The 25,276-nt window shown below is 61.2% G+C and carries 25 protein-coding genes; 9 read left to right on the forward strand and 16 right to left on the reverse strand.

Annotated elements, in window-relative coordinates; genetic code table 11:
* Positions 1–46: 46 nt before the first annotated feature.
* The 3 genes from J5M56_RS18245 to J5M56_RS18255 all read right to left on the reverse strand — a co-directional run bounded on the left by J5M56_RS18245 (position 47) and on the right by J5M56_RS18255 (position 2,398).
* A complete protein-coding gene (locus J5M56_RS18245) occupies positions 47–1,144 on the reverse strand; it encodes an AGE family epimerase/isomerase (RefSeq protein WP_243430827.1) in 1,098 nt (365 codons plus the stop codon).
* Between the two features lie 43 nt (positions 1,145–1,187).
* A complete protein-coding gene (locus J5M56_RS18250; RefSeq protein ID WP_186476395.1) occupies positions 1,188–1,823 on the reverse strand; it encodes a TetR family transcriptional regulator in 636 nt (211 codons plus the stop codon).
* A gap of 122 nt (positions 1,824–1,945) precedes the next feature.
* Entirely contained in the window at positions 1,946–2,398 is a 453-nt protein-coding gene (locus J5M56_RS18255; RefSeq protein WP_207937486.1) for a phage infection protein, read from the reverse strand.
* 337 nt (positions 2,399–2,735) lie between these two features.
* Here J5M56_RS18255 and J5M56_RS18260 point away from each other — a divergent pair, with 337 nt between their 5' ends.
* The gene (locus tag J5M56_RS18260; protein WP_207937487.1) at positions 2,736–4,802 is read left to right on the forward strand and encodes an AsmA family protein; all 2,067 of its coding nucleotides are present in this window, start codon (positions 2,736–2,738) and stop codon (positions 4,800–4,802) included.
* 267 nt (positions 4,803–5,069) lie between these two features.
* Here J5M56_RS18260 and J5M56_RS18265 read toward each other — a convergent pair whose 3' ends face one another.
* Positions 5,070–5,600, reverse strand: a complete 531-nt coding sequence (locus J5M56_RS18265; RefSeq protein WP_186476398.1) for a ferritin-like domain-containing protein — start codon at positions 5,598–5,600, stop codon at positions 5,070–5,072.
* A gap of 48 nt (positions 5,601–5,648) precedes the next feature.
* Positions 5,649–5,990: an osmotically-inducible lipoprotein OsmE gene (gene osmE, locus J5M56_RS18270; protein ID WP_060477925.1), complete on the reverse strand. Its 342-nt coding sequence runs from the start codon at positions 5,988–5,990 to the stop codon at positions 5,649–5,651.
* Positions 5,991–6,114: 124 nt separating this feature from the next.
* On the opposite strand from osmE, the gene J5M56_RS18275 reads away from it, so the two are divergent.
* The 3 genes from J5M56_RS18275 to J5M56_RS18285 all read left to right on the forward strand — a co-directional run bounded on the left by J5M56_RS18275 (position 6,115) and on the right by J5M56_RS18285 (position 8,471).
* Positions 6,115–7,005, forward strand: coding sequence for a triacylglycerol lipase (locus J5M56_RS18275; RefSeq protein WP_186476399.1), 891 nt, complete (start codon positions 6,115–6,117; stop codon positions 7,003–7,005).
* Between the two features lie 100 nt (positions 7,006–7,105).
* The gene (locus tag J5M56_RS18280; protein ID WP_186476400.1) at positions 7,106–7,393 is read left to right on the forward strand and encodes a PsiF family protein; all 288 of its coding nucleotides are present in this window, start codon (positions 7,106–7,108) and stop codon (positions 7,391–7,393) included.
* A 70-nt stretch (positions 7,394–7,463) separates the two neighbouring features.
* Entirely contained in the window at positions 7,464–8,471 is a 1,008-nt protein-coding gene (locus tag J5M56_RS18285; protein WP_060477922.1) for a hypothetical protein, read from the forward strand.
* 36 nt (positions 8,472–8,507) lie between these two features.
* Here J5M56_RS18285 and J5M56_RS18290 read toward each other — a convergent pair whose 3' ends face one another.
* Positions 8,508–9,779 carry an Hsp70 family protein gene (locus J5M56_RS18290; RefSeq protein WP_186476401.1) on the reverse strand — a complete coding sequence of 424 codons (1,272 nt, stop codon included), beginning with the start codon at positions 9,777–9,779 and terminating at the stop codon, positions 8,508–8,510.
* Positions 9,780–9,942: 163 nt separating this feature from the next.
* On the opposite strand from J5M56_RS18290, the gene cbpA reads away from it, so the two are divergent.
* The 3 genes from cbpA to J5M56_RS18305 all read left to right on the forward strand — a co-directional run bounded on the left by cbpA (position 9,943) and on the right by J5M56_RS18305 (position 11,638).
* Complete coding sequence (gene cbpA, locus J5M56_RS18295) at positions 9,943–10,911, forward strand: curved DNA-binding protein (protein ID WP_186476402.1); 969 nt, start codon at positions 9,943–9,945, stop codon at positions 10,909–10,911.
* 2 nt (positions 10,912–10,913) lie between these two features.
* Positions 10,914–11,219, forward strand: a complete 306-nt coding sequence (locus tag J5M56_RS18300) for a chaperone modulator CbpM (RefSeq protein WP_060477919.1) — start codon at positions 10,914–10,916, stop codon at positions 11,217–11,219.
* 86 nt (positions 11,220–11,305) lie between these two features.
* On the forward strand, positions 11,306–11,638 hold the full coding sequence (locus tag J5M56_RS18305; RefSeq protein ID WP_060477918.1) for a thioredoxin: 333 nt from the start codon (positions 11,306–11,308) through the stop codon (positions 11,636–11,638).
* 4 nt (positions 11,639–11,642) lie between these two features.
* Here J5M56_RS18305 and J5M56_RS18310 read toward each other — a convergent pair whose 3' ends face one another.
* The 5 genes from J5M56_RS18310 to urtB form a co-directional block, all read right to left on the reverse strand.
* On the reverse strand, positions 11,643–12,161 hold the full coding sequence (locus tag J5M56_RS18310) for a GNAT family N-acetyltransferase (protein WP_186476403.1): 519 nt from the start codon (positions 12,159–12,161) through the stop codon (positions 11,643–11,645).
* A 31-nt stretch (positions 12,162–12,192) separates the two neighbouring features.
* Positions 12,193–12,891: an urea ABC transporter ATP-binding subunit UrtE gene (urtE, locus tag J5M56_RS18315; protein ID WP_060477916.1), complete on the reverse strand. Its 699-nt coding sequence runs from the start codon at positions 12,889–12,891 to the stop codon at positions 12,193–12,195.
* Positions 12,892–13,013: 122 nt separating this feature from the next.
* Positions 13,014–13,871, reverse strand: a complete 858-nt coding sequence (gene urtD, locus J5M56_RS18320) for an urea ABC transporter ATP-binding protein UrtD (protein WP_186476404.1) — start codon at positions 13,869–13,871, stop codon at positions 13,014–13,016.
* Entirely contained in the window at positions 13,868–14,947 is a 1,080-nt protein-coding gene (urtC, locus tag J5M56_RS18325; RefSeq protein WP_060477915.1) for an urea ABC transporter permease subunit UrtC, read from the reverse strand. The genes urtD and urtC overlap by 4 nt, the downstream gene beginning before the upstream one ends.
* Positions 14,947–16,440, reverse strand: coding sequence for an urea ABC transporter permease subunit UrtB (urtB, locus tag J5M56_RS18330; RefSeq protein ID WP_186476405.1), 1,494 nt, complete (start codon positions 16,438–16,440; stop codon positions 14,947–14,949). Before urtB ends, urtC begins: the two co-directional genes overlap by 1 nt.
* Here urtB and J5M56_RS27075 point away from each other — a divergent pair.
* Entirely contained in the window at positions 16,439–16,564 is a 126-nt protein-coding gene (locus J5M56_RS27075) for a hypothetical protein (protein ID WP_261744227.1), read from the forward strand. The genes urtB and J5M56_RS27075 overlap by 2 nt on opposite strands.
* 13 nt (positions 16,565–16,577) lie before the next feature.
* Here the strand turns inward: J5M56_RS27075 and urtA are convergent, their stop codons facing one another.
* On the reverse strand, positions 16,578–17,843 hold the full coding sequence (gene urtA, locus J5M56_RS18335; protein ID WP_186476406.1) for an urea ABC transporter substrate-binding protein: 1,266 nt from the start codon (positions 17,841–17,843) through the stop codon (positions 16,578–16,580).
* Positions 17,844–18,163: 320 nt separating this feature from the next.
* Here urtA and J5M56_RS18340 point away from each other — a divergent pair, with 320 nt between their 5' ends.
* Positions 18,164–19,609 carry a hypothetical protein gene (locus J5M56_RS18340; protein WP_207937488.1) on the forward strand — a complete coding sequence of 482 codons (1,446 nt, stop codon included), beginning with the start codon at positions 18,164–18,166 and terminating at the stop codon, positions 19,607–19,609.
* 96 nt (positions 19,610–19,705) lie between these two features.
* On the opposite strand, the gene cycA is transcribed toward J5M56_RS18340, so the two are convergent.
* The 4 genes from cycA to J5M56_RS18360 all read right to left on the reverse strand — a co-directional run bounded on the left by cycA (position 19,706) and on the right by J5M56_RS18360 (position 25,260).
* The gene (gene cycA / locus J5M56_RS18345) at positions 19,706–21,112 is read right to left on the reverse strand and encodes a D-serine/D-alanine/glycine transporter (RefSeq protein WP_207937489.1); all 1,407 of its coding nucleotides are present in this window, start codon (positions 21,110–21,112) and stop codon (positions 19,706–19,708) included.
* A gap of 166 nt (positions 21,113–21,278) precedes the next feature.
* Positions 21,279–22,646 (reverse strand): PepSY domain-containing protein, encoded by a 1,368-nt coding sequence (locus J5M56_RS18350; protein ID WP_207937490.1) that lies wholly within the window; start codon positions 22,644–22,646, stop codon positions 21,279–21,281.
* A 58-nt stretch (positions 22,647–22,704) separates the two neighbouring features.
* Positions 22,705–24,762, reverse strand: a complete 2,058-nt coding sequence (locus J5M56_RS18355) for a TonB-dependent copper receptor (protein WP_207937491.1) — start codon at positions 24,760–24,762, stop codon at positions 22,705–22,707.
* 66 nt (positions 24,763–24,828) lie between these two features.
* Entirely contained in the window at positions 24,829–25,260 is a 432-nt protein-coding gene (locus J5M56_RS18360; RefSeq protein WP_207937492.1) for a DUF2946 domain-containing protein, read from the reverse strand.
* Positions 25,261–25,276: the final 16 nt, after the last annotated feature.

The following is a 25,276-nucleotide window of genomic DNA, read 5'->3' on the forward strand; positions in this document are numbered from 1 at the left end:
AACCTAGCAGCGCCATGACGCGGCCGAAACTGGCAAAAATGCTAGGTCAGCCAGCGCTGAGAAGGCCGCTCAGACAAGTCGCCAGATGGTAGGGCGTGGTCGACGGCATATCATGCCGGCTCACCACGCCTTCACCGTTACGGCACTCATACCAGCCCCGAGCATGCAGAAACTGCTGCTCCATCGCCTTCAGCTGAACCAGCAGTTTTGCCTGATGCTCAGGGCGCAGCGCCAGTGCCCGCAGGTATTCGGCCTGGGCCCAGATCCGTTGGGTCGCATCCAGCACGTTGCCATCCACATCGAGCATGGCCAGTACGGCGGCGTTGTTTACCCCGCAAAGCTCGGCATAGCCGAAGGCCCGCGACAAGGAAGCATGCAACGGCGTGCCGTGTAGCAATGACGAAGTTTCCAGCAGGTAGAACCATTCGAACTGATGGCCTGGCTCGAACCAGTTATCCACAGACCCCAGCGGTTTTTCCAGCATCAGGCCATGCTGTGGCTCGATGAAGTGCTCCTGCAATGCCTGGCACAATTGCAGCAACGCCTGCTGAACCTGCGCGTCCTCGCGCACGGCCAGCACTTGCAGAAAAGCTTCGGCCAGGTGCATCTGCGGGTTCTGCAGTGGGCCGCTGCCAAGATCTGCCCAATCTTCGCCAAGGCTGGCTTCGTATAGGCCGTCGTCCCGGGCAAATTGCTGATCCACCACTTCCAGCGCGGCGTTGAGGGTGGCTTCGACCAGCCCGTCACCGACCTTGCCCCAGTAATGGGCGCAGGCGAAGACGATGAAAGCGTGGGTGTAGAGGTCCTTGCGCCGGTCCAGTGGCTTGCCCTGGGCGTCGATGCTGTAAAACCAGCCGCCATGCTCGGGGTCATGAAAGTGCTTTTGCAACGAGCGCAGCAGTGCCGCTGCCCGCTCGGCCGCGCCGGGTTGCTCGATGCGGCTGCTGAACAGGTATAACTGCCGAGCACAGGCCATGGCGCGGTAGCGCTGCACCGGCAGTGGGCGATGTTCGGCGTCGAGCGCCTCGTAGGGCAGGGCCATCTCGGCATTCCAGCCAGGGCCTTGCCATAGAGGCACGATGCAGTCGGCAAAATGCTGGTTGAATCGGGCCAATTCAGGCAGGGCAGGAAGGGGGCTGGGCATGTTGGAGCTCGTCACTTTCGGGCAGGGCGCCATGGTAGCAGAACTAGGGATGCGGGTTGCTCAGCCCTTGCCAGTGGCGTGCGCCCACGAAGATGAAGCGCAATTGCTGAGTGATTTTCTCCTGGGCGCTCAGCGACTGTGGATAACCTGGCTGCGGGTTATCGATCAGCTCCGGCAGGGTCGCGAACACGGTTTTGACCACCAGGTCGGCCATCACCGCCAGCGCGGCGTTGTCCAGGTGTTGCCAGCGCGGCATTCGCGCAAGGTCCGTGGCCAGGTCGTCACTGATGTTCTGGCGCAGGCAGGCGATGGCTTGACGGACGGCGTGCGAGCCGCCGTACTGCTCACGGGCCAGAAACAGAAACTGTGCGCGGTGGGCGTTGACCACGTCGAGGAAGATGCGCACTGATGCATCGGTGATACCGCCCAGTTCGAATTCGTTATGCCGCACCAGGCGGATGGTCTGGCGGAACGTGGCGTCGATCTCGGCGACCAGTGCCAGGCCCAGCGCGTCCATGTCGCAGAAGTGCCGATAAAAACCGGTAGGGACGATGCCCGCCGCCTTGGCCACTTCGCGCAGGCTAACGCTGCCAAAGCCCCGGCCACTCTCCATCAGCTGGCAAGCAGCATCCAGCAGGGCCTGGCGGGTCTGTAGCTTCTGTTCGGCGCGCGGCAGCATTGGGCTGGTTTCTGTGAAGGTGAGGCTGGGCACTCTAGATAAAAAAACGAAGCCCGGTCAATGGACCGGGCTGGGAGGGGAGCAAACGGTGTGACAGCGGTTGTTGTTTTCGGTCATGGTGATCAGCTCACGTGGCTGATGGCAACCAGACGATCGGAACCACCCTCAGCCATGCGGCCACTGCGCTCGATCAGACGGTCGGAACCACCTTCGGCAACCCGGCCACTGCGCTCGATCAGACGGTCAGAGCCACCTTCGGCAACTCGGCCGCTACGCTCGATCAGACGGTCAGAGCCACCTTCGGCAACTCGGCCACTGCGCTCGATCAGGCGGTCGGAGCCACCCTCGGCAACCCGGCCACTGCGCTCGATCAGGCGGTCAGAACCACCTTCAGCGACCCGACCACTGCGCTCAATCAATCGGTCAGAACCACCTTCGGCGACGGTTTTGAGCGGTTGGGCAATTTCTGCGGCGCTGGAGCGCGACTCGGCAGTCAGGTGCTGGTCTGCAGCAGGAAGGGCGAATGCGTTGGCAGCAAGGATGGACAGGGTCAGGGTCAGCAGAGTGCGTTTCATGATTCGGTGCTCCTCTCGGGGGCTGGAAAGTGGGTACGGAGCCAATGCTACGCTCGGTGACGCCAGAGAGAAGTTCATACGGGTAATGGTAACAATCGATGCGATTGATAGCGGATGCGATGGCTCTATTGCGGCAGTTTCCGGGTGTGAAACGAGCGCTTGCCAGTACCGGAAGAGGTAACAGTGGGGGATGGCCGACGCCAAAAGCTGGGCACGAAAGCTGAAAAAACTCGCTAGCATGGACAGGCCGATTAAACCCGACGGGTTTTCATCAGTCCGAAATAATGAATGCCATCGCTACGCCTGCTTTGTGCCTTGCCATCAGGAGACTCACGCAATGACGCGCCCCGCCAGAATCATCGTCTGGACCCTTTCCACTCTGCTGACCCTGTTGGCGATCCTGGTGATCATCATTGCCACCTTCGACTGGAACCGCGTCAAGCCACTGATCAACGAAAAAGTGTCCGAAGCGCTGCACCGGCCATTCGCGATCAACGGCAACCTCGCTGTGCATTGGCGTACCGAACCGGACCAGGGAGGCTGGCGAGCCTGGGTGCCATGGCCGCACTTCATCGCAGAAGACCTGACCTTGGGCAACCCCGACTGGCTCAAGGAGCCCCAGATGGTTGGGCTTGAGCGGGTGGAATTTCGTCTGGCGCCATTGCCGCTGTTGTACCAGCAGATCAGCATCCCGCGCATCGACCTCACCAAGCCCAATGCGAGCCTTACGCGCCTGGCCGATGGCCGCGCCAATTGGACGTTTGACTTCGGGCCCAAAGACGAAGACCAAACACCGTCCAAATGGGAGTTGGATATCGGTGCCATTGGCTTTGACCAAGGCAACGTCAGCATCGACGATCAGACGTTGAAAACCAGCATGAAGGTGCAGATCGATCCGCTCGGCAAACCGATCCCCTTCAGTGAGATCGTCGGCAAGGCCAACGCTGAGAAGGCGGGCGGGGCTCAAGACTATGCATTTGGTCTCAAAGCTCAAGGTCGCTACAAGGGCCAGCCAGTATCAGGCACCGGCAAAATCGGCGGGCTGCTGGCCTTGCAGGATGCCAGCCAGCCATTCCCGCTGCAGGCCGACGTGCGTATCGCCGATACCCACGTCGTGTTGGCTGGCACCCTGACTGATCCTCGCAATCTTGGCGCTCTGGACCTGCGTCTGCGTCTGTCTGGGGCCAGCCTGGGCAATCTGTATCCATTGACCGGGGTAACGTTGCCCGATACGCCGGCTTACTCCACCGATGGTCGGCTTAGCGTCAACCTGCACGCACCTGAAGGTGCCAATTTCAACTACCAGAATTTCAACGGCAAAATCGGCAACAGTGACATCCATGGCGACCTGAGCTTCGTCGCCAGCAAGCCGCGGCCGAAGCTGGCCGGCAAGCTGGTGTCCAATCAACTGTTGTTCAAGGACCTGGCGCCGCTGATCGGTGCCGATTCCAATGCCGAGCAGAAGGCACGCGGCGGTGCGAGCAAGCAACCCGCCGACAAGGTGCTGCCTGTGGAGGAGTTCCGCACCGAGCGCTGGGGCGCCATGGATGCCGACGTAAGCTTCGCCGGCAAGCGCATCGTGCACAGTGAACAGCTGCCATTGAGCGACTTGTCGGCCCACGTAATCCTCGAAGATGGGCTGCTGCGCCTTGAACCGCTGCGCTTTGGCGTGGCGGGAGGGAACCTGGCAGCCAACATCCGCCTGGACGGCCGAAACGTGCCGCTCCAAGGCCACGCTCAACTCACGGCCCGCGGTTTCAAACTCAAGCAGCTGTTCCCAACCTTCGCACCGATGCAAACCAGCTTCGGCGAGCTCAACGGCGATGCCGACATCACTGGCCGCGGCAATTCGGTGGCTGCCTTGCTGGGCACGGCCAATGGCAACCTTCGCATGCTGATCAACGATGGCGCCATCAGCCGCAGCCTGATGGAGATCGCCGGGCTTAATGTCGGTAACTACGTGGTTGGCAAGCTGTTCGGCGACGAGGACGTGCAGATCAACTGCGCCGCAGCGGACGTTGGCATCAAGGACGGCTTGGCAAGCACGCGTCTGTTCATCTTCGATACCGAGAACGCGATCATCTATGTCAATGGGACGGCCAACTTCGCCACTGAGCAGTTGGACTTGAAGATCAATCCGGAGTCCAAGGGCGTGCGGTTGTTCTCGCTGCGCTCGCCGCTGTATGTACGCGGGGCCTTCGCCAAGCCAAGTGCTGGGGTCCAGGCAGTGCCGCTGGCATTGCGAGGTGCGGGGATGGTAGCGCTGGGTGTGGTAGCAGGCCCTGCTGCAGGGTTGCTGGCGCTGGTAGCGCCTAGTAGCGGCGATGAGCCCAACCAATGCACGCCATTGCTGCAGCAAATGAGAGCTGGCAAAGCGCCTGCTGCGGTGAAGGCGAAAAAATAAAGGGCGCAGTGCCCTGATGCCAGTGAGGTTCGCCTGTCAGGGCTGCTTTGCAGCCTTTCGCGGTAAATCCGCTGCGACTGGTTTGTTTGTGGAGTCACTTTACGCGCAATGTATGTGAGGGTGTTCTGACTGCGCTTGCCGCTGTATACGCTGTAGCTGCGGCAAACTAAAGCCGGCACGAGGCCGGCTTAGGGAAGGGCAGATTGGGGCTGTGCGCCAATGCTATTGGGGCTGCAAAACAGCCCCAATAGCAAGCTGGAAACTCAATTACAGCCCTTCGAGCAGATCGGACATGTCGTCCGCGTGCTCTTCTTCCTGGGCCAGAATGTCCTCGAACAGGCGGCGAGTGGTTGGGTCTTTATCGCCGATGTACTGGATGATTTCGCGGTAGCTATCGATGGCGATACGCTCCGCCACCAAGTCTTCCAGCACCATTTCCTTCAGCGTGCTGCCTTCGACGTACTGGGCATGGGAATTCTTGCTCAGGTTGTCCGGATTGAAGTCCGGCTCGCCACCAAGTTGCACGATGCGCTCGGCCAGTTTGTCGGCATGCTCGGCTTCTTGAGTGGCATGCTCGAGGAACTCGCTCGCCGCAACACTGGCTTTGATGCCGCTAGCCATGAAGTAGTGGCGCTTGTAGCGCAGGACACATACCAATTCGGTAGCCAGCGACTCATTCAGCAAGCGCAGGACTTCCTGACGGTCGGCGTCGTAACCCTCAGTCACTGCACCTTGTTCGACGTGCTCGCGAGCACGTTTGCGCAAGGTTTGTACATCGGTCAGTTCAACATTGCTCATGATGCTCTCCAATCAGCTGAAAACGGATGGTCTGGATAGGCGTAAGGCTCAGGCGCCGTTGGCGGCCTTGCGGTCTTCTTCTCGTTGTTTGCAGGTTTTGAAGCCCTTGGCATCGACGTGGCCGGTGGCATCGAAGCGCACGTAGTACGGCTGTTGGTGGCCGTCACGGTTAAGAATGTAGTCGTTGCAGGTGCCACCGTTTGGCAGGTCGATGACATTCGACGGGCTGCCGCCAATGGCGATAACTTTCTGCATGGTCATACCGTTCTCCACCTGCTTGACCAGCGGCTCGTTTCGGTAAGTCACGTAGTCCACAGGGTTTTCCGGGCGGTTGCTGCACGCTGCCAGCGTGGCGCTGGCCAGAAGTATAGCCAGGGTCTGTTTGTACATAGGTCCCGCTCCTTGCTAAGGGTCTGTTTGGTTTGGAACCTCGCGGCGCGCCGGGAGTTCGATTGCGATGGTCATTCAAGCTTCTGTAGTGTTGGCGAGATCGTCTAGGCAGAGGGGCCATGCAATGGCGCAGGATCTGGCAACGCGGTACCCACTGGTGTTGGTGCCAGGCATGCTCGGTTTCGTCCGCGTGCTGCTTTACCCCTACTGGTTCGGCATCGTCCGGGCGCTGCGCAACGGGGGCGCCCAGGTATTTGCCGTGCAGGTTTCGCCATTGCACTCCAGCGAGGTGCGCGGTGAACAACTGCTGGCAATCATCGAGGACATCTGCCGGCGCACCGGAGCGGCCAAGGTCAACCTCATCGGCCACAGCCAAGGGGCGCTGAGTGCACGTTACGCCGCTGCCCGCCGCCCTGACCGAGTGGCTTCGGTCACTTCCGTGGCTGGCCCTAACCATGGCTCGGAGCTGGCTGACCACCTGGAGCGCACAGCCCCCGGAGATTCGCCCCAAGGCCGCGTTCTCAAGGCCATCTTGCATGGCTTGGCGATTATGCTGGTATGGCTGGAAACGGGCTGGCGCCGTCAGCCACTGCCAATAGACGTGCACGCTTCCCATCAATCGCTGACCAGCGCCGGCGTGGCGCTGTTCAATCAGGCCTATCCTCAAGGGCTGCCCGAAACGTGGGGCGGGGAGGGCGCCTACGAAGTCAACGGCGTGCGCTACTACTCCTGGTCCGGCACCTTGCAGCCCGGCCTGACTGACAAAGGCCGCAACCGGTTTGACGGCAGCAACCGTTTCTGCCGCCTGTTCGCACGCAGTTTCGTCAAGGAAAAAGGCCATTGCGACGGCATGGTCGGGCGTTTCAGCTCGCACCTGGGGCAGGTGATTGGCGATGACTTTCCCCTCGACCACCTGGATATCGTCAACCATTCGCTGGGCGCCGTTGGTAAGGGCGCCGAACCACTAAGGTTGTTCACTGAGCACGCGGCGCGGCTCAAGGCTGCCGGGCTTTAGTGGCCGCCTGGCCTGAAGCCTGCGCGGATGCGTGTAAAAATTCTTGTCTACACTCAGGCCCATGTCCGTGCATCGGGCGCGGAGACAAGGAGACCTCTCCATGAAATTGCTGCACATGCCACTGCTGGCGTTGGCGCTTCTGTTCAGCGCGCAAGGCTTTGCCGCCAACACGGCGCAACAGGAAAAAATGAAAACGTGCAACGCCGACGCCACCGCCAAATCACTCAAGGGTGATGAGCGCAAAGCGTTCATGAGCACCTGCCTGAAAAAAGACATGCCTCAGACCCAGCAGCAGAAGATGAAAACCTGCAATGCCGACGCTACCAGTCAAGCGTTGAAGGGGGATGCGCGCAAAGCGTTCATGAGCGACTGCTTAAAGAAGAAGTGACCTGCGCCTATGCCTATGTCGTGAAGGCTGGCAGACTGCGGGCATTCCCGCCGTCTGCCTTCGAGGCTGTATGACTTTCACCCCCCGTCAGATCACCCTGGCAAGCCTGGTCATCGTCATGGCCGGGCTGCTATTGGCCTTGCCCCTGAAATTACTGCCCAGCCTGCTGGCCGGGCTGCTGGTGTTCGAGTTGGTCAACATGCTCACCCCACGGCTGCAGCCGCTGATCGCCGGGCAGCGTGCGCGCTGGCTGGCGGTGGCGCTGCTCGGCACATTGGTGGTCAGTGCACTGACCCTGTTGATCGCCGGCGCCTTCAGTTTTCTGTTGCACGAAGCCGAGAACCCTGGCGCATCGCTGGACAAGTTCATGGTGCTGGTCGAGCGCGCCCGCAGCCAGTTACCACCGTTCATCGAGGCCTACCTGCCGGCCAGTGCGGCGGAGTTCAAGGTGGCCATCGGCGACTGGATCAAGAGCCACCTGAGCGACCTGCAACTGGTGGGCAAGGGCATGGCGCACATGTTCGTGACGCTTTTGATCGGCATGATCCTGGGGGCAATCATCGCCTTGCAGCGCATCCCTGACATCTCACGGCGCAAGCCTCTGGCCGCGGCGTTGTTCGAGCGTTTGAGCCTGCTGGTGCAGGCATTTCGCAACATTGTCTTCGCGCAGATCAAGATTTCGCTGCTCAACACCACCTTCACCGGCATCTTCCTCGCCGTGGTGCTGCCATTGTTCGGCGTACACTTGCCGCTGACCAAGACGCTGATCGTGCTGACCTTCCTGCTGGGGTTGCTGCCGGTAATCGGCAACCTGATGTCCAACACCCTGATCACCATCGTCGGCATGTCGCTGTCGATCTGGGTGGCGGCTGCTGCGCTGGGTTATCTGATCGTGATCCACAAGGTCGAATACTTCCTCAACGCCAAGATCGTCGGTGGCCAGATCAGGGCCAAGGCATGGGAACTGCTGCTGGCGATGCTGGTGTTCGAGGCAGCGTTCGGCTTACCTGGTGTGGTAGCGGGCCCGGTGTATTACGCGTACCTGAAAAGTGAGTTGAGGCGGGCCGAGCTGGTTTGATCGAAGGCTGGGGCCGCTTGGCGGCCCCCCTTGCAATCAGGCCGCTCCGTAGCGCTTGCGTGCCTCGATCGCCAGGCCGCTACCGATACTGCCGAAGATGTTGCCTTCCACGTGCTGCGCATTGGGCAGCATGGCTGCCACGCTGTTGCGCAAGGCTGGGATCCCGCTTGAGCCGCCTGTGAAGAATACTGTGTCGACCTGGCTGGCATTCACCCCGGCCTTGGCCAGCAACTCGGTCACGCTGCCGCGCACGCGTTCTAGCAGCCCCTCGATGGCCTCCTCGAACAGCGCTCGGGTCAGGTCCACACCCAGTTCGCGTTCCACGCGGCTGAGGTCGATGCGGCGGCTGAGCTGTTCGGTCAGCTCGATCTTGCTGGTTTCCACCTCCATTGCCAGCCAGTGCCCAGCTCGCTCTTCGATCAGCTTGAACAGGCGATCGATGCCCAAGGTGTCCTCGATGTCATAACGCATGCTGCCCAGTGCCAGCTGCGATTTCTGCGAGTACAGGGCATTGATGGTGTGCCAGGTGGCCAGGTTCAGGTGGTAGCTGGTGGGCATCAGGGCGCCGCTTTTCATCCGGCTGCCGTAGCCGAACAGCGGCATTACGCCCTGCAGGCTCAACTGCTTGTCGAAGTCGGTGCCGCCAATGTGCACACCACCGGTGGCGAGAATATCGCTCTGACGCTCGGCCACCAGGTGCCGTTCGGGTGACAGGCGGATGAGGGTAAAGTCGGACGTACCGCCGCCGATATCGACAATCAGCACCAGCTCTTCACGGCTGATGCCGGACTCGTAGTCGAACGCTGCGGCAATCGGTTCGTACTGGAACGATACGTCCTTGAAGCCGATCTTGCGGGCGACCTCTGCCAGGGTGTCTTCGGCCTCCTGGTCGGCAGCCGGGTCTTCGTCGACGAAGAATACCGGGCGGCCCAGTACCACTTGGTCGAATTCACGACCGGCGGCGGCTTCGGCGCGCTTTTTCAGTTCGCCGATGAACATGCCCAGCAGGTCCTTGAACGGCAGCGCGCTGCCCAGCACGCTGGTGTCATGCTTGATGAGCTTGGAGCCCAGCAGGCTTTTGAGCGAGCGCATCAGGCGGCCTTCGTAGCCCTCCAGGTACTCGTGCAGCGCCAGGCGGCCATACACGGGGCGACGTTCCTCGATATTGAAGAACACCACCGATGGCAGGGTGATCTTGCCATCTTCCAGGGCGATCAGCGTTTCGACGCCTGGGCGGTGCCAGCCGACCGTGGAGTTGGAGGTGCCAAAGTCGATACCCAGCGCGCGGGCCGGCGATACGTCAGACATGGGAAAAAGCTTCCGGAGGCAAAACGGCCGCGCAGTTTATGCCAGTTGGCTACAGAATCAAGACCGATCGTCTGCCTTGAAGCAACCCCAAGCGAACCTTGAAAGGCTATGCTTGACCCCTATCTACAGCTGCAATACGAAAATTCACATTGGTGATCCAACGATGGACTTCAAAGACTATTACAAGATACTCGGCGTAGAGCCCACGGCGGACGAGAAGGCGATCAAGGCCGCTTACCGCAAGCTGGCGCGCAAGTATCACCCTGACGTCAGCAAGGAGCGTGACGCCGAGGATAAATTCAAAGAGGCCAACGAGGCCTACGAGGTGTTGGGCGACGCGCAGAAACGCGCCGAATTCGATGAAATCCGCAAGTATGGCGGCCAGCATGGCCGGCCGTTCCAGGCGCCGCCTGGGTGGCAGAGCCGCGGTGGTGATGGCGGGCCTGGCGGGGGCTTCGAAAGCGGCGACTTCTCCGACTTCTTCAGTTCGATCTTCGGTGCTCGCGGCGGTAACCCGTTCGGTGGCGGCGGCCGGCAACAACAACGCAGTGCCGGCAGGCGAGGGCAGGACGTGGAATTGGAACTGGCGATCTTCCTGGAAGAAACCCTGAGCAAGGAATCCAAGCAGATCAGCTTCCAGGTTCCACAAACCAATGCGGCCGGCCAACGCACCGGGTTCACCACCAAGACCCTGAACGTGAAGATCCCGGCCGGGGTCACCGATGGCGAGCGTATTCGCCTCAAAGGCCAGGGGGCGCCGGGCGTTGGTGGCGGTGCCAATGGCGACCTGTTCCTGACCGTGCGCATGGCGCCGCACCCGCTGTTCGATGTCGAAGGCCACGACCTGATCATCACCGTGCCGCTGGCACCGTGGGAGGCAGCCTTGGGCACCAAGGTGGCCGTGCCGACCCTGACCGGCAAGATCAACCTGACCATTCGCCCCGACAGCCAGAGCGGCCAGCGCCTGCGCGTGCCGGGCATGGGCCTGGCCAACAAGAACGGTGAGCGTGGCAACCTTTACGCTCAGCTCAAAGTGGTGATGCCACCGGCTTCAGACCCTGCAACCCGTGAACTGTGGACCCAGCTTTCCGAGAAGGCTGCGTTCGACCCGAGGACACAATGGAGTAAGTGATCATGAGCAGCACCCTGATCGTTCAACTGGACATGCGTACCTTGTGTCAGGAAGCCGATATCACGGCTGACTACGTGATCGAAATCGTCGAGCACGGCATTGTCGAGCCCTCCGGGCAAACCCCGGAAGACTGGTTGTTCGACGATCAGGCGCCGCTGTTGGCCAGGCGTGCAGCGAAGCTGCATCGGGAGCTGGAACTGGAGTGGGAAGGCGTAGCGCTGGCGTTGGAGCTGCTGCAGGAAGTGCAGCAACTGCGTAGCGAGAACACAATGCTCAGGCAGCGGTTGGGGCGTTTCGTGCAGGGTTGACCTGTTAATTCTGCCAGTAGACGAGCCCCGGCCCGACTCCATATTTTGAACGCGTCGTGTTTAATCCTTCCAAGAGGGCTTTACAGATGAGCGTTCAAGTTGCTGGTACCCAGCAAGATTATCGAGCGGCTATCAATCGCAAAGGGATCGTTGTAGTCGAGGTCTTTCGCGAGGGTAGCTCGGCGAGCAGGGCGGTGACCGAGTATGTTGAAAAGTGGGCCGTCGAGGAGCAGAAAGTCGCATTTCTGCGAGTGCCGCTGGCGCTGGTGAAGGACGATCCCACAACATTCAACCACGTCGCCAGTGCACCCACTATTTGCTATTTCAAGGATGGCAAGTGTGTGCTTGAGGTATTAGGCAACTATTCCACCAGCAACTGGTTCAAGGACAAACTGCGCGACGTTGACGCCCAGGCTTAAGCATTCAGGTCGTAGGCTGGCTATCATCTTGGAGCATCAGCTGCATGAACGTCAGATCCAGCCAGCGGCCAAACTTCACCCCGACCTGAGGCATCTGCCCGGTCACCACGAAGCCCAGCCGCTCATGCATGCGCACCGAGGCAGCATTGCCGCTTTCGATGGCGGCAACCATCACATGCTTGCCACATGCCCGCGCCCGCTCGATCAGGGTGGCCATCAGCGCCGGGCCCAGGCCTTTCCCGCGTTGGTCACCACGGATGTACACCGAGTGTTCCACGGTCAGGCGAAACCCTTCGAACGGGCGCCAGTCGCCAAATGATGCGTACCCCAGCACCCCGGTCTGATCCACGGCCACCAGTATCGGGTAACCTTGCTGACCCCTTGCTTCGAACCACGCCTGTCGGTTGCCCAGGTCTACCGGGGTTTCGTTCCAGATCGCCGTGGTGTTGCGCACGGCATCGTTGTAGATGTCGAGGATGCCCGGCACATCGGTGAACAGGGCGTCGCGTATGTGGTAACTCATGGCAGCGTCTCGCAAAGTCGATGGCTGCAGATTAAATGGTTACCAGCCCGCGCACACCTTCGGCCTGCATGTTTTCACCTCGCCCGCGCTGGATGATCTCGCCGCGGGCCATGACCAGGTATTGGTCGGCCAGCGCTTCGGCGAAGTCGTAGAATTGCTCGACCAGCAGGATCGCCATATCGCCACGTTCTGCCAGGCGCCGGATCACCGCGCCGATTTCCTTGATCACCGAGGGTTGGATGCCTTCGGTCGGCTCATCGAGGATCAGCAAGCGGGGCCGGCTGGCCAGTGCCCGGCCGATGGCAAGTTGTTGCTGCTGGCCACCGGACAGGTCGCCCCCACGGCGTTGTTTCATCTGTTCCAGCACCGGGAACAGCTCATAGATGAACGCGGGCACTTCTCGCGCTGCACGGGCCGGGAAACGCGATAGGCCCATCAGCAGGTTTTCCTCGACCGTCAGGCGCGGGAAAATCTCGCGGCCCTGGGGCACATAGGCGATACCTGCGTGGACGCGTTGCTGAGGCTTGAGTGTGGTGATCGGTTTGCCTTCCCACTCGACGCTGCCCTCGCGGGCCGGCACCAAGCCCATCAGGCAGCGCAACAAAGTGGTCTTGCCCACGCCATTGCGCCCGAGCAAGCAGGTGACTTCACCGACCTTGGCTTCGAAGGACAGGCCGCGCAGGATGTGGCTGCCGCCGTAGTACTGGTGCAGGGTGTCGATTTTCAGCATGTGCAACTCCAGGGAAATCTGCTTTGCCTGTAGCGGCCCCTTCGCGGCCAAAGCCGCTCCCCCATGTTGCAGCTCATCTCAAGGCCTTGGGGAGCGGGTTCACCCGCGAAGGGGCCTGGTGTCTAACGGCCCAGGTACACCTCGACCACCCGCTCATCCGCCTGCACCTGCTCCAGCGAGCCCTGCGCAAGCACGCTGCCCTGGTGCAGCACGGTCACATGGTCGGCAATGCTGCCGACGAAGCCCATGTCGTGCTCCACCACCATCAGCGAATGCTTGCCGGCCAGGCCCTTGAACAGCTCGGCGGTGAATTCGGTTTCGGCATCGGTCATACCCGCCACTGGCTCGTCGAGCAGCAGTAGTTGCGGCTCCTGCACCAGCAGCATGCCGATCTCCAGGAACTGCTTCTGTCCGTGCGAGAGCAGGCCGGCTTGGCGCTGGGCCAAGGGCAGCAGGCGCAGTGTCGTCAGCACTTGCTCGATGCGTTGACGCTGTTCATCACAAAGGCGCGCGGTCAGGCTGGCCCATACCGATTTGTCGGTCTTCAAGGCCAGCTCGAGGTTCTCGAACACCGTCAATGCTTCGAACACCGTGGGCTTCTGGAATTTGCGGCCGATACCTGCCTGGGCGATCTGGTATTCACTCATGCGGGTCAAATCGAGGGTATCGCCAAAGAAGGCGCTGCCGGTGTCGGGCCGGGTCTTGCCGGTGATCACGTCCATCATCGTGGTCTTGCCGGCGCCGTTGGGGCCAATGATGCAGCGCAGCTCGCCCACACCGATGTACAGGTTCAGGGCATTGAGGGCTTTGAAACCGTCGAAGCTGACACTGATGTCCTCAAGGCTCAGCACCGTGCCATGACGGGTATCGAGCCCGGTCTTGCGGGTTTGGCCCAGGCCTATCGCCTCGCGGCCGCTGCCAAGTTGGTCGAAAACCGGTTCGAGCATGAATTCGGGGTGTACCGGGGGCACGCCTCTCATGGCTGGCTCCTTTTTTTCAGCAGGCCGACTACGCCTTTAGGCAGGTACAACGTGACCAGGATGAACAACGCCCCGAGAAAGAACAGCCAGAACTCTGGGAATGCCACGGTGAACCAGCTCTTCATGCCATTGACCAGGCCGGCGCCCAGCAGTGGGCCGATCAAGGTGCCACGCCCGCCCAGGGCTACCCATACGGCGGCCTCGATGGAGTTGGTCGGTGACATCTCGCTGGGGTTGATGATGCCCACCTGCGGCACGTACAACGCGCCTGCCAAGCCGCACAACACGGCGCTGAGCACCCACACCAGCAGTTTGAAACCGCGCGGGTCGTAGCCACAGAACATCAGGCGGTTTTCTGCATCGCGCACGGCGGTGAGCAGACGGCCGAACTTGCTTTGAGTCAGGCGCCAGCACAGGTACAGGCTGGCCAACAACAGGCCGACGGTGCACAGGAACAGCACCGCGCGAGTGCCTTGTGCGGCGATGTCGTAGCCAAGGATCGTTCGAAAGCTAGTGAAGCCGTTGTTGCCGCCAAAGCCTGTCTCATTGCGAAAGAACAACAGCATCCCGGCGAAGGTCAGGGCCTGGGTCATGATCGAGAAGTACACGCCCTTGATCCGCGAGCGGAAGGCGAACCAGCCGAACACCAGGGCCAGCAGGCCGGGCGCCAGCACCACCAGGCACAAGGCCCAGGCGAAATGCTCGGTGCCCACCCAGTACCAGGGCAGTTCGCTCCAGGACAGGAACGTCATGAACCCCGGCAGCCCATCACCGGCCGCCTGGCGCATCAAGTACATGCCCATGGCGTAGCCGCCGAGGGCGAAGAACAGGCCATGGCCCAGCGATAGTAGCCCGGCGTAACCCCATACCAAGTCCAGCGCCAGGGCGACGATGGCGTAGCACAGGATCTTGCCGACCAACGTCAGGATGTAGGCTGAAACGTGCAGTGGATGATCAGCCGGCAGCAGCGACAGCAACGCCAGGGCCACCAGCAGCGGCACGACGACCGCCCCAATGGCCAGTGACAAGCGTGGGCCAGCTTTTTGCGAAGCGGTGACAAGCAGTGGCTGGTTCATCAGTCGATTACCCGTCCCTTGAGGGCGAACAAGCCTTGCGGGCGCTTCTGAATGAACAGAATGATCAACGCAAGGATGAGGATCTTGCCGAGTACCGCACCGATCTGCGGTTCCAGCAGCTTGTTGGCGATACCCAAGCCAAATGCGGCCCAAAGGCTGCCGGCCAGTTGCCCGACGCCACCGAGTACCACGACCAGGAACGAGTCGATGATGTAGCTCTGGCCCAGGTCCGGGCCGACATTGCCCACCTGGCTCAGCGCCACACCACCCAGCCCGGCGATGCCAGAGCCCAGGCCGAAGGCGAGCATATCGACCCGGCCGGTGGAGACGCCGCAGCAGGCTGCCATGTTGCGGTTCTGGGTCACGGCGCGCACGTTCAGGCCCAGCCGTGTGCGGTTGAGCAGCAGCCAGGTAAGCAGCACCACTGCCAGGGCGAAGCCGATGATCACCAAGCGGTTGTAGGGCAGTACCAGGTTGGGCAGCAGCTGGACGCCGCCGGAGAGCCACGCTGGGTTGCTGACCTCGACGTTCTGCGCACCGAACAGCAGGCGAATGGCCTGGATCAGAATCAGGCTGATGCCCCAGGTTGCCAGCAGGGTCTCCAGTGGGCGGCCATACAGGTGGCGAATCACCGTGCGCTCCAGGGCCATGCCGACCCCGGCGCTGACCGCGAAGGCTACCGGCAAGGCGATCAATGGATAGAACTCGATGGCGCCAGGGGCATAGCGCTGCAGCAACACCTGGACCATGTAGGTGCTGTAGGCGCCCAGCATCAGCATCTCGCCATGGGCCATGTTGATCACCCCAAGCAAACCGAAGGTGATCGCCAGGCCCAGTGCTGCCAGTAGCAGGATCGAACCCAACGACAGGCCACTGAAGGCTTGGCCCAGCAGCTCGCCTATCAGCAGCTTGCGCTTGACTTGGGCCAGGCTGGTTTCGGCAGCGGTGCGCACCCCAGGGTCGCTTTCGGCATCCGCTTGCAGCAAGGCTTCGAGGCGGGTACGCGCCAACGGGTCGCCGGTCTCGCCAAGCAGGCGTACGGCAGCCAAGCGCACCGCTGGCTCACTGGCGCCCAGTTGCAGGTTGGCTAAAGCCAGGCCAAGGGCCGCATGCACCGCGGCATCCGGCTCACTGGCAAAGCGCCGGTCGAGGAAAGCCATCTGTGCCGGCTGCGCACTCTTTTGCAGCTGCTGAGCGGCGGCCAGCCGGGTGGCGCTGCTCTGGCCGAGCAGTTGGTGGCTGGCCAGCGCATTGTCGATCAGGCCGCGCAGGCGGTTGTTCAGGCGCACCTTGCGCGTGTCATCGGGCCCGATGCGGCCCTGGCGAAGGTTTTCCAGCAACGGCAAACGCGCTGCATCGGGTTGTGCCGCCCAGCTTTCCAGCAGCCGGGCCTGCTCGGCGGGCTTGGCGGACAGGAAAAATTCGCCCTCGCTGGCCTGAGTGGCCAAGGGTAATAGCAAGAGCAAAAGCACAGTGAACAGGAGTCTGAGCATGCGAGCAATCCTGGCTATCGACGGTGGATTCTTCGTGGGTGAACCCACGCCCACAGGTAAGAAGCAAGGGCTGAACCCTGAAACGTCCCTGTGGCAGCGGGCTTACCTGCGAATGGGCCGCTAGGCGGCCCCGCGCATCAGTTGCCTTTCACAGCGTAATCAGGGCGCTTGTCGTTGCCCGGAATGAACGGGCTCCATGGCTGTGCCCGCAGTGGTTGCTCGGTCTCCCAGACCACGCTGAACTGCCCGTCATCCTGGATCTCGCCGATCATCACCGGCTTGTGCAGGTGGTGGTTGGTCTTGTCCATGGTCAGGGTGAAGCCCGACGGCGCCTTGAAGGTCTGCCCGGCCAACGCCTCGCGTACCTTGTCGACATCGGTCGACTTAGCTTTTTCAGCAGCCTGGGCCCACATATGGATGCCCACGTAAGTGGCTTCCATCGGGTCGTTGGTTACCGCTTTGTCGGCGCCGGGCAGGCCTTTGGCCTTGGCGTAGGCTTTCCAGTCGGCGACGAACTTCTGATTGACAGGGTTATCCACCGACTCGAAGTAGTTCCAGGCTGCCAGATGCCCAACCAGCGGTTTTGTGTCGATGCCTCGCAGCTCTTCTTCACCAACCGAGAACGCCACCACCGGCACATCGGTGGCCTTCAGGCCCTGGTTGGCCAGCTCTTTGTAGAACGGCACGTTGGAGTCGCCGTTGACCGTGGAGATCACTGCCGTCTTGCCGCCTGCGGAGAACTTCTTGATGTTGGCGACGATGGTCTGGTAATCGGCGTGGCCGAACGGGGTGTAAACCTCTTCGATGTCCTTGTCGGCCACGCCCTTGCTGTGCAGGAAGGCGCGCAGGATCTTGTTGGTGGTGCGCGGGTAGACGTAGTCGGTGCCCAGCAGGAAGAAGCGCTTGGCGCTGCCGCCGTCTTCGCTCATCAGGTACTCGACCGCTGGAATGGCTTGCTGGTTGGGCGCTGCCCCGGTGTAGAACACGTTCGGCGACATCTCTTCGCCTTCGTACTGCACGGGGTAGAACAACAGGCCGTTGAGCTCCTCGAACACCGGCAGCACGGACTTGCGCGATACCGAGGTCCAGCAGCCGAACACCACTGCGACCTTATCCTGGGTCAGCAGTTGGCGACTCTTCTCAGCGAACAGTGGCCAGTTGGAGGCCGGGTCGACCACCACCGGCTCCAACATCTTGCCGTTCACACCACCCTTGGCATTGATCTGGTCGATGGTCATCAACGCCATGTCCTTGAGCGAGGTTTCAGAAATCGCCATGGTCCCGGACAGCGAATGCAGGATGCCGACCTTGATGGTCTCGGCGGCCTGGATACTCCAGCTCAAGCCCATCGCCGCAATCGATGCGCTGAGGGTGAATGCCTTGATCAGACTGCGACGCTTCATGTGCTCTCTCCGCTAGGTTTCTTATGTGTTGGGCAAGCGGGAAGGGGCTTTGCAAGGGGTGTGCCGAGTGGCGGAAGTTGCATGGCAGACGGGTTGTGCGAGGTGGTGGGGCGTTTGGGCGGCCCAGCATGGTGCCTGCTGCAATCGTTCGCACAATAGTGGGGCTTGCTGCCTGAAGAGTTGTACCCGCGAACTATCTAAGCTAAATGCAGCATGAGTTTGTCGCGACGGATAGACCTGACATTTCTGCCAGTAGCCAATGGGTATAGCAGCCTCCTATCGTGTTACGCACAATCCCTTCAATACAAGGAGTGGGCGCAATGGGTAGGCCATCGGTAATTCTCACAGCGGTATCCATTGTTGCGGCGGCGGGTTGCGCGCAGTATGTACAAAGCGCTGAGTCGTCTCTGAGTGGTGTTGTAGCTAGCGCAATCGATGCGCAGACATTAGGTGATCATGTCTTCACCCGCGTTAACCTGGAGCAGACTACTCAGGGTTACCTGATCGAGAGTGGCAACCTTTCTATTGCAGGTGAGAAGGTTGATGGATCGCTTGTGGCAGTCAAAGGCCTCGATGGCGCCGTGACGGCCATTGTCGACCGGCCTGGCAAGCGCGGTATCTTACTTATTGATAAAGCCGGCAAGCAGCGTTTTTTACCTGAGCCTGCTTATGATTATTTGAAGTCTGATACTGTGGTGGGCGCGGTGGTTCCGCACACCGATGTAAAGACGCCCAGTAATAATGACGTTATAGATGTGGTGACGCAGTTTTCTGTAAAAGCGGTAACAGTGCTTTTGAGTGATCCTGTCGCATTTTCACTCGCGCAGCTGGAGACGGCTAATCTGGGCTTGCGTAATTCAGAGGTGGAAGGGGTTCGTTTGAATTTGGCAGGTATTCGTTTCAGCCCGAATGATTACCCTGTCGATGGCCCTGGCCTCAACGACTTGAGGGACGAAGTGCGCCCTTTACGTGGCCTTTATCACAATGACATTTTCGTGGGTTACTCCGATAATGCACCTTATGCGGGTATGGCGTACGCGCCAGGAGATGTAAGTATCAACGGGATTCATTATCCGCTTGCGTTCCGGCACGAAGTTGGGCACAACGCAGGCGGTGATCACTGCAACGACGCCGGTAAAGATAACTACAAATTCGGCTACGACAACGGCTCGGGAAGCAATACATTCCTATGCGGTAACAACGTTCCTTATTACTCCAACACCCGTGTGCGTATTGACGGCAAACCGTTAGGTGACGCGCGCACGGCGGATATGGCCAGGCTCTGGCGGGAGCAGTCGGGAAGAATGAGTGGGTATCAACCTGCGTTCGATGGGTATCGCTTGGTCTATGCCGACTTCCAGTCAGCCGATCTGCTTATAGACACCACTGGGTCTGGCAGGACGCACATAGGTGTTGTCGCGCTGTCAAACGATGAAGGGCCGACTACCCTGGTTGATGGTGGTGAGGGTGAAACTCTGCTCACGGCGACTTTGAAAGACGCCGAAGGTCGCGAACATGCGGTGAAGTTCCGGGCAACCCGGCAAGTGATTGGCTGTACAGCGAGCACTTTCATGAATAGTTATAGGCTCTGTGGTAACGATGATGCAGGATCGATCACGCTGAAACTTCACCGTATTTACAAGGACAATGGCTCACTGCCCAGAGGTGTGTACAACGGCACCTTGCAGCTGAAGGTACTGGATCATGATGATCCAACTTGGTCGAGGGACATTCTGGTCAGCTTGGCTGTGAACAAGCTTCTTTAACTTGAGTCACTCACCTGTTGTGCGAAGGCACTTTAGCGCCTTGCACCAATAGGTGAGTGAGTTATGTTGCGTAAGGGCAGCAAGTACCCGGCTTGATCAGCCGTTACGCACCGTGCTACGAGGGGAGCGTTTGCCACGAAGGAACTGGTAAGTCACCGCCAGCAACAGGAACCATAACGGCGTGACCACCAACGCCGAGCGGGTATCGGCCTCCAGGCTCAGCAGCACCAGAATGAATGCGAAGAACGCCAGGCACACGTAGCACATCAAGCGCCCGCCCGGCATCTTGTAGGTCGAGGCCTGGTGCAGCGCGTCGCGATGCTTGCGGTACTTCAGATACGACAGCAGGATCAGCGTCCAGACGAACATGAACAGCACCGCTGACACCGTGGTCACCAAGGTGAACGCCTCGATCACATTCGGCACCAGGTAGATCAGCACCGCGCCCAGCAACAGGCAGATGCAGGAGAAGTAAAGGCCGTTAGCTGGCACCGAGCGGCTTGAAAGTTTCTCGAATGCCTTTGGCGCATCGCCTTCCTGGGACAAACCGTAGAGCATGCGGCTGGTGGAGAACACGCCGCTGTTGGCCGAGGAGGCGGCCGAGGTCAGTACCACGAAATTGATGATGCTCGCCGCCGCGGGCAGGCCGGCCAATACGAACAGCTCCACGAACGGGCTCTTGCCCGGCACCACGTCGCGCCATGGGGTTACCGCCATGATCGCGACCAGTGCCAGCACGTAGAACACGATGATTCGCACCGGGATCGAGTTGATCGCCCGTGGCAGGGTGCGCTCAGGGTTCTTCGCTTCAGCAGCCGTGGTGCCTACCAATTCGATGCCGACGAAGGCGAACACGGCGATCTGGAAGCCTGCGAAGAAGCCCATCAGGCCATTGGGGAACATGCCGCCGTCGTTCCACAGGTTGGCCAGTTGTGCTGTGCGCCCGCTTGGCGAAGTGAACCCGGTAATGACCATGTACAGGCCGGTAGCCACAAGGCCGAGAATGGCGACGATCTTGATCAGGGCGAACCAGAACTCCAGTTCGCCAAACATTTTCACCGTCACCAGGTTCAGCGACAGCAGCACGCCGACGCAGGTCAGCGCCGGTATCCACTGCGGCAGGTCGGGGAACCAGAATTGCGTGTAGGCGGCGATGGCCACCACGTCGGCGATGCCGGTCACCACCCAGCAGAACCAATAGGTCCAGCCGGTGAAATAGCCGGCCCATGGGCCGAGCAGGTCGGCGGAGAAGTCGATGAACGATTTGTAGTTGAGGTTCGACAGCAGCAGTTCGCCCATGGCGCGCATGACGAAGAACAGCATGAAGCCGATGATCATGTAGACGAAAATGATCGACGGCCCGGCCAGGCTGATGGTCTTGCCCGAACCCATGAACAGGCCAGTACCGATGGCGCCGCCGATGGCGATCAGTTGAATGTGTCGATTGGTCAGGTTGCGCTGCAGATGCTGGTCATCTGGCGTGGTTGGTGAGGTTTGCGTCATCAAGCGGCATTCCCTTGGAAGGACAGTCTTCTTGTCAGAGGTAGCCGGCTAGGCTAACACGCTCGTGCCAGATTGGTGCGCGACAGATCGACTCGACTTTTGCGTAGCAGGCATGCCTGCTGTACTGGCCTGTTCGCGGGTGAACCCACGAACAGGCCGGACTGCCTCAGGCGCTGACCAGCGCTCGGCGGCGCTTCACCGCCAGGCTGTCCAACACCCACATCACCATCATTGACACGCCCACCAGGGGGAACATCACCCCCAGCACCAGCATTACCCCCACCGCCGCTTTCCAGCGCGGCAGGTCATGGCGCAGCGGCGGTACGCCCAGCCCACCCTGTGGCCGGCGCTTCCACCACATCACCAATCCGCTCACCGAGCCCAGCAGGATCATCAGGCAAACCAGCAGGATGATGACCTGGTTCAGCGGCCCGAACATCTTGCCTTCGTGCAGCATCACGCCCAGTTCGGTAGCTCGGGCTACCGGGCTATAGTCGTGCCAGCGCACATCGGCCAAAACCTTGCCGGTGTACTGGTCCACATGCAGGGTGGCGTCGTTGCGCGGGTCGTCGGCGAATACGGCGATCGTATACACCCCCTGCGCCGTGGTCGGCGCGGTGATGCTGTAGCCCGGCGTTACCTGGCGTGCCGTGGCGATGTCCTGCACTTGCTGCAGGCTCACCTGGGGTGCAGCCGGTGCACTGTCCATCATGTGATGCCCGGCATGTTCGGCATGGGCGCCGGACTGCGGCATCGGCGTGTTTTCCATCGCCCACGGCACGGTCTGGCGGTGCGCGCTGTTCAGCTCGCGGGCCTGTTGGTCGGATTTGGGCACGTCATTCCACATGGCTGCCGGGAAGCGATTCCACAGGTCGGCGTACTGTTTGCCCCACAGGCCGGTCCAGGTCATGCCGCTGATCAGCATCAGCAACAACAGGGCGGAGCCCCAGAACCCCGTGACCGCATGCAGGTCACGCCAGAACAGACGGCCCTTGGCAGCCAGGCGTGGCCATAGCACGCCTGCGCCACTGCGCCCGCGGGGCCACCACAAGTACAGCCCCGACACCACCAGCACGATGCCCCAGCCAGCGGCCAGCTCCACCAGGCGGTCACCGACCGTACCGACCATCAGCTCGCCGTGCAGGGCGCGGGCGATGGCTTGCAGGTTCTGCTTGGCGTCCTGTTCGCCCAGGAGCTTGCCGCTGTAGGGGTCGATGAACACGTTCAGCTCTCGGCCTGCATCGTGTACCACGAACTGAGCGCTGCGCTTGGCATCGATCGGCGGCAGGTACTGGCCGACATGGCCATTGGGGTAGGCTTGGCGGACTTCGGCAAGCAAAGCGTCGGCGCTTTGTTGGTGGTGGCCCTGTTCGACCACCATCAGGTCACGGTACATCAGCGGGTCCAGCTGCGGCTTGAACAGGTAGATGATCCCGGTGATCGCCAGCAGGATCATGAAGGGGGCCACGAACAGCCCTGCATAGAAATGCCATCGCCAGGCCAGGTTGTAGAAAGAGATGCGCGTTCCTCTCATGGGAACCTCCTGTTTGACCAGCATGTGGGCGCAACCAATGCTGCGCCCGTCGTTGTTGTCAGAAGCTGAAATCGACCTTGGTCCAGAAGGTCCTGCCCGGCTCGTTGACCGGCTGTGGGTCACTGGCCGGGTAGCCAAACCCGGCATTCCCGGCCAGGTTCAGATGCTCGGCGTAGGTTTTATCGAACAGATTGTCGACCCCCGCGCTGAGCTTGAGGTTGTGATTGACCTTGTAGGCGCCGTTGAGCGAGAACACGCCGAAGCCTGCGCTTTTGTCGTAGTCCTTGCCTACCACGTTGCCCTGGTTCTGGGCGATGCGGTTCTGCGCCGCCGCCAGGCGCCACAAGGCACCGGCGCTCCAGCTGTCGCGGCTGTAGGTCAGCCCCAGGCGACTTTCCAGCGGCGGCATTTGCGGCAATGCCTTGCCGTCGCTGCTGTTCTTGCCCCAGGCATAGGCCACAGTGGCATCGGCCTTCCAGCGATCACTGAGTTTGTAGGCCGCGCCCAGCTCGCCGCCCATGATGCGGGCGTCGACATTCTGCGCCTGGGTGCTGCTCATGCCCATCATCGCGCTGCGGTAGTCGAACAGGATGTAGTCACGAATCTGGCCGACGTAGCCCGATGCCCAGGCTTCCAGGCGCTCGCCGCGGTACTGGATACCGAAGTCGAGCTGGGTGGTCTTCTCTGGCTTGATGCTGTCGAAGGCATTGACCGCGCCTGCCGGGCCTTGATCGGGAGAGAACAGCTCCCAGTAGTCGGGGAAGCGCTGGGCGTGGCCCAGGCCAATGTACGTGGTCGCCGCCAGGGCTGCCAGGTCATGCTCATAGCGCACGAAGCCACTGGGCAAGGTATCGGCACGGGTGTTGCCGTTGGTGGCGCTGTCGTCACGAAAGTCCCGCGCCGTGGCACGGTCCAGGCGGGCGCCGGTGATCAGCCGATCGTCACCGGTGGCGTACCAGGTCAGCTCGGCAAAGGCACCGTAATTGTGGAAGTCGGCGTCCTTGGTCCATGGCTCGCTCCTGTAGGTGTCGACACCCATGGCGCTGCGCGCACGGTGCTCATTGGTCTGCGCGTCGATGCCGCTGATCAGCTGCACGTCAGCCCAGCGCCAGGTGGCCTTGATACGTGCGCCCAAGGTGCGGCGATCCACTGCAGCGGCCATGGGGCCTGCCATCATGCCGGTACCTGAGGGGGTACGCAGGCTGTAGTTGTCCATCACATGGTCGGCGTAGTTGTAGTAGACCTGCGCCTCGACCTTGTCGAGCACCTCGCCGATGTTGGACTTCTCAAAGCGCAGGCCCAGGCTTTCGCGCTTGAATTGCGCGCCGTCCATACCCCGCCCGGCATAACGCGCCTCGCCGTCACCCTTACCGGCGGTGAGTTCGAGCAAGGTGTCCTGGTCGGGCGTCCAGCCCAGGGTGACGTCGCCGTTCCACTTTTCCCAGCGCGACGGCACGGTGTCGCCATTGCCGTCTTGGTAATCGTCCGAGCGCGACTGGTTGCCAATCAAGCGTGCGTAGCCCTGGCTATTGCCGGCGGCAGCGTCGAGCACCTTGTCGAAGCGGCCATTGGACCCGGCCAGCAAGCTGGCATTGACCCGGCTGCCAAGGGTGCCGAACTTCTCCGGCTCACGCTCGAAGAGCACCGTGCCGGCCGAGCCCCCCGGCCCCCAGATCACGCTTTGCGGGCCTTTGATCACAGTCAGGCGGTTGTAGGTTTCCGGGGCGATGTAGGAGGTGGGGGCATCCATACGGTTGGGGCAGGCGCCGAGCATTACACCGCCGTTGGTGAGAATGTTCAGGCGTGAGCCGAACATGCCACGCAGTACCGGGTCGCCATTGGTGCCACCGGCGCGGATCGCTGAAAAGCCTGGGATGGTTTTCAGGTAATCGGCGCCATCGCTGGCCGGCACCGGCTGGCGCGGATCTTTGGGGTTGGTGACCACGGTCAGTGGCGAGCTTGGCGCGATGGCAGTGATCACCGTAGGGCTCAGCTCGGCTTCGTTGGCCTCGGGGCCAAGGTCGCTGGCCAGGGCCATGGGGGCAAGCAGCGAGCCGCATAACGCGGCGAAGGTACCGCGCAGGGCGGGTGGAAAGACACGGGTGCAGCCAGACATAGTGATTCCAGTCGATCAGTCATGAGGGGGCCCGAAGCCTTGTGGCTCCGCGCGATAGCAATGGATTCAGACGCTGATCGAAAGGGGTGGCGCGCGGCTACGTGCACCGGGGAAAACCGCCTGCCGGGCATGCCCCAAACGCGTGGTAGTCAGGGTATGCGTGGCAGGGACTGCGCTGGCCACGCCCAGTGGGCTGAGGGCCTGCGGCAGGGCGGGGCAGTTGAACAGCAGGCTGCAATAGCCGCACTTCTCCCACGTCACATGCAACTGGCCATCGTTGCCGTGGCCGTGATGGCCGTCGCTGCCATGGGCGTGGGCCGCAGGCATGGCCATGTCCATCGGCATGCTCATGCCGGCGTGGTGGTCCATCGGCATCGCCTGGGAAATAAGCGGGCCGATGAAAATCATCCACATGGCGAACAGGCTCAGCCAGCCGCCACCGACGCGCCTGCTAGCAGGGCGGGTGGTACGGCTGCGGCTGTTACGCTGCAGGCTCATGTGGGTCAGTGCCTGT

It is taken from the genome of Pseudomonas sp. 51_B, assembly GCF_017491595.1.
Classification (GTDB): Bacteria; Pseudomonadota; Gammaproteobacteria; order Pseudomonadales; family Pseudomonadaceae; genus Aquipseudomonas; species Aquipseudomonas promysalinigenes.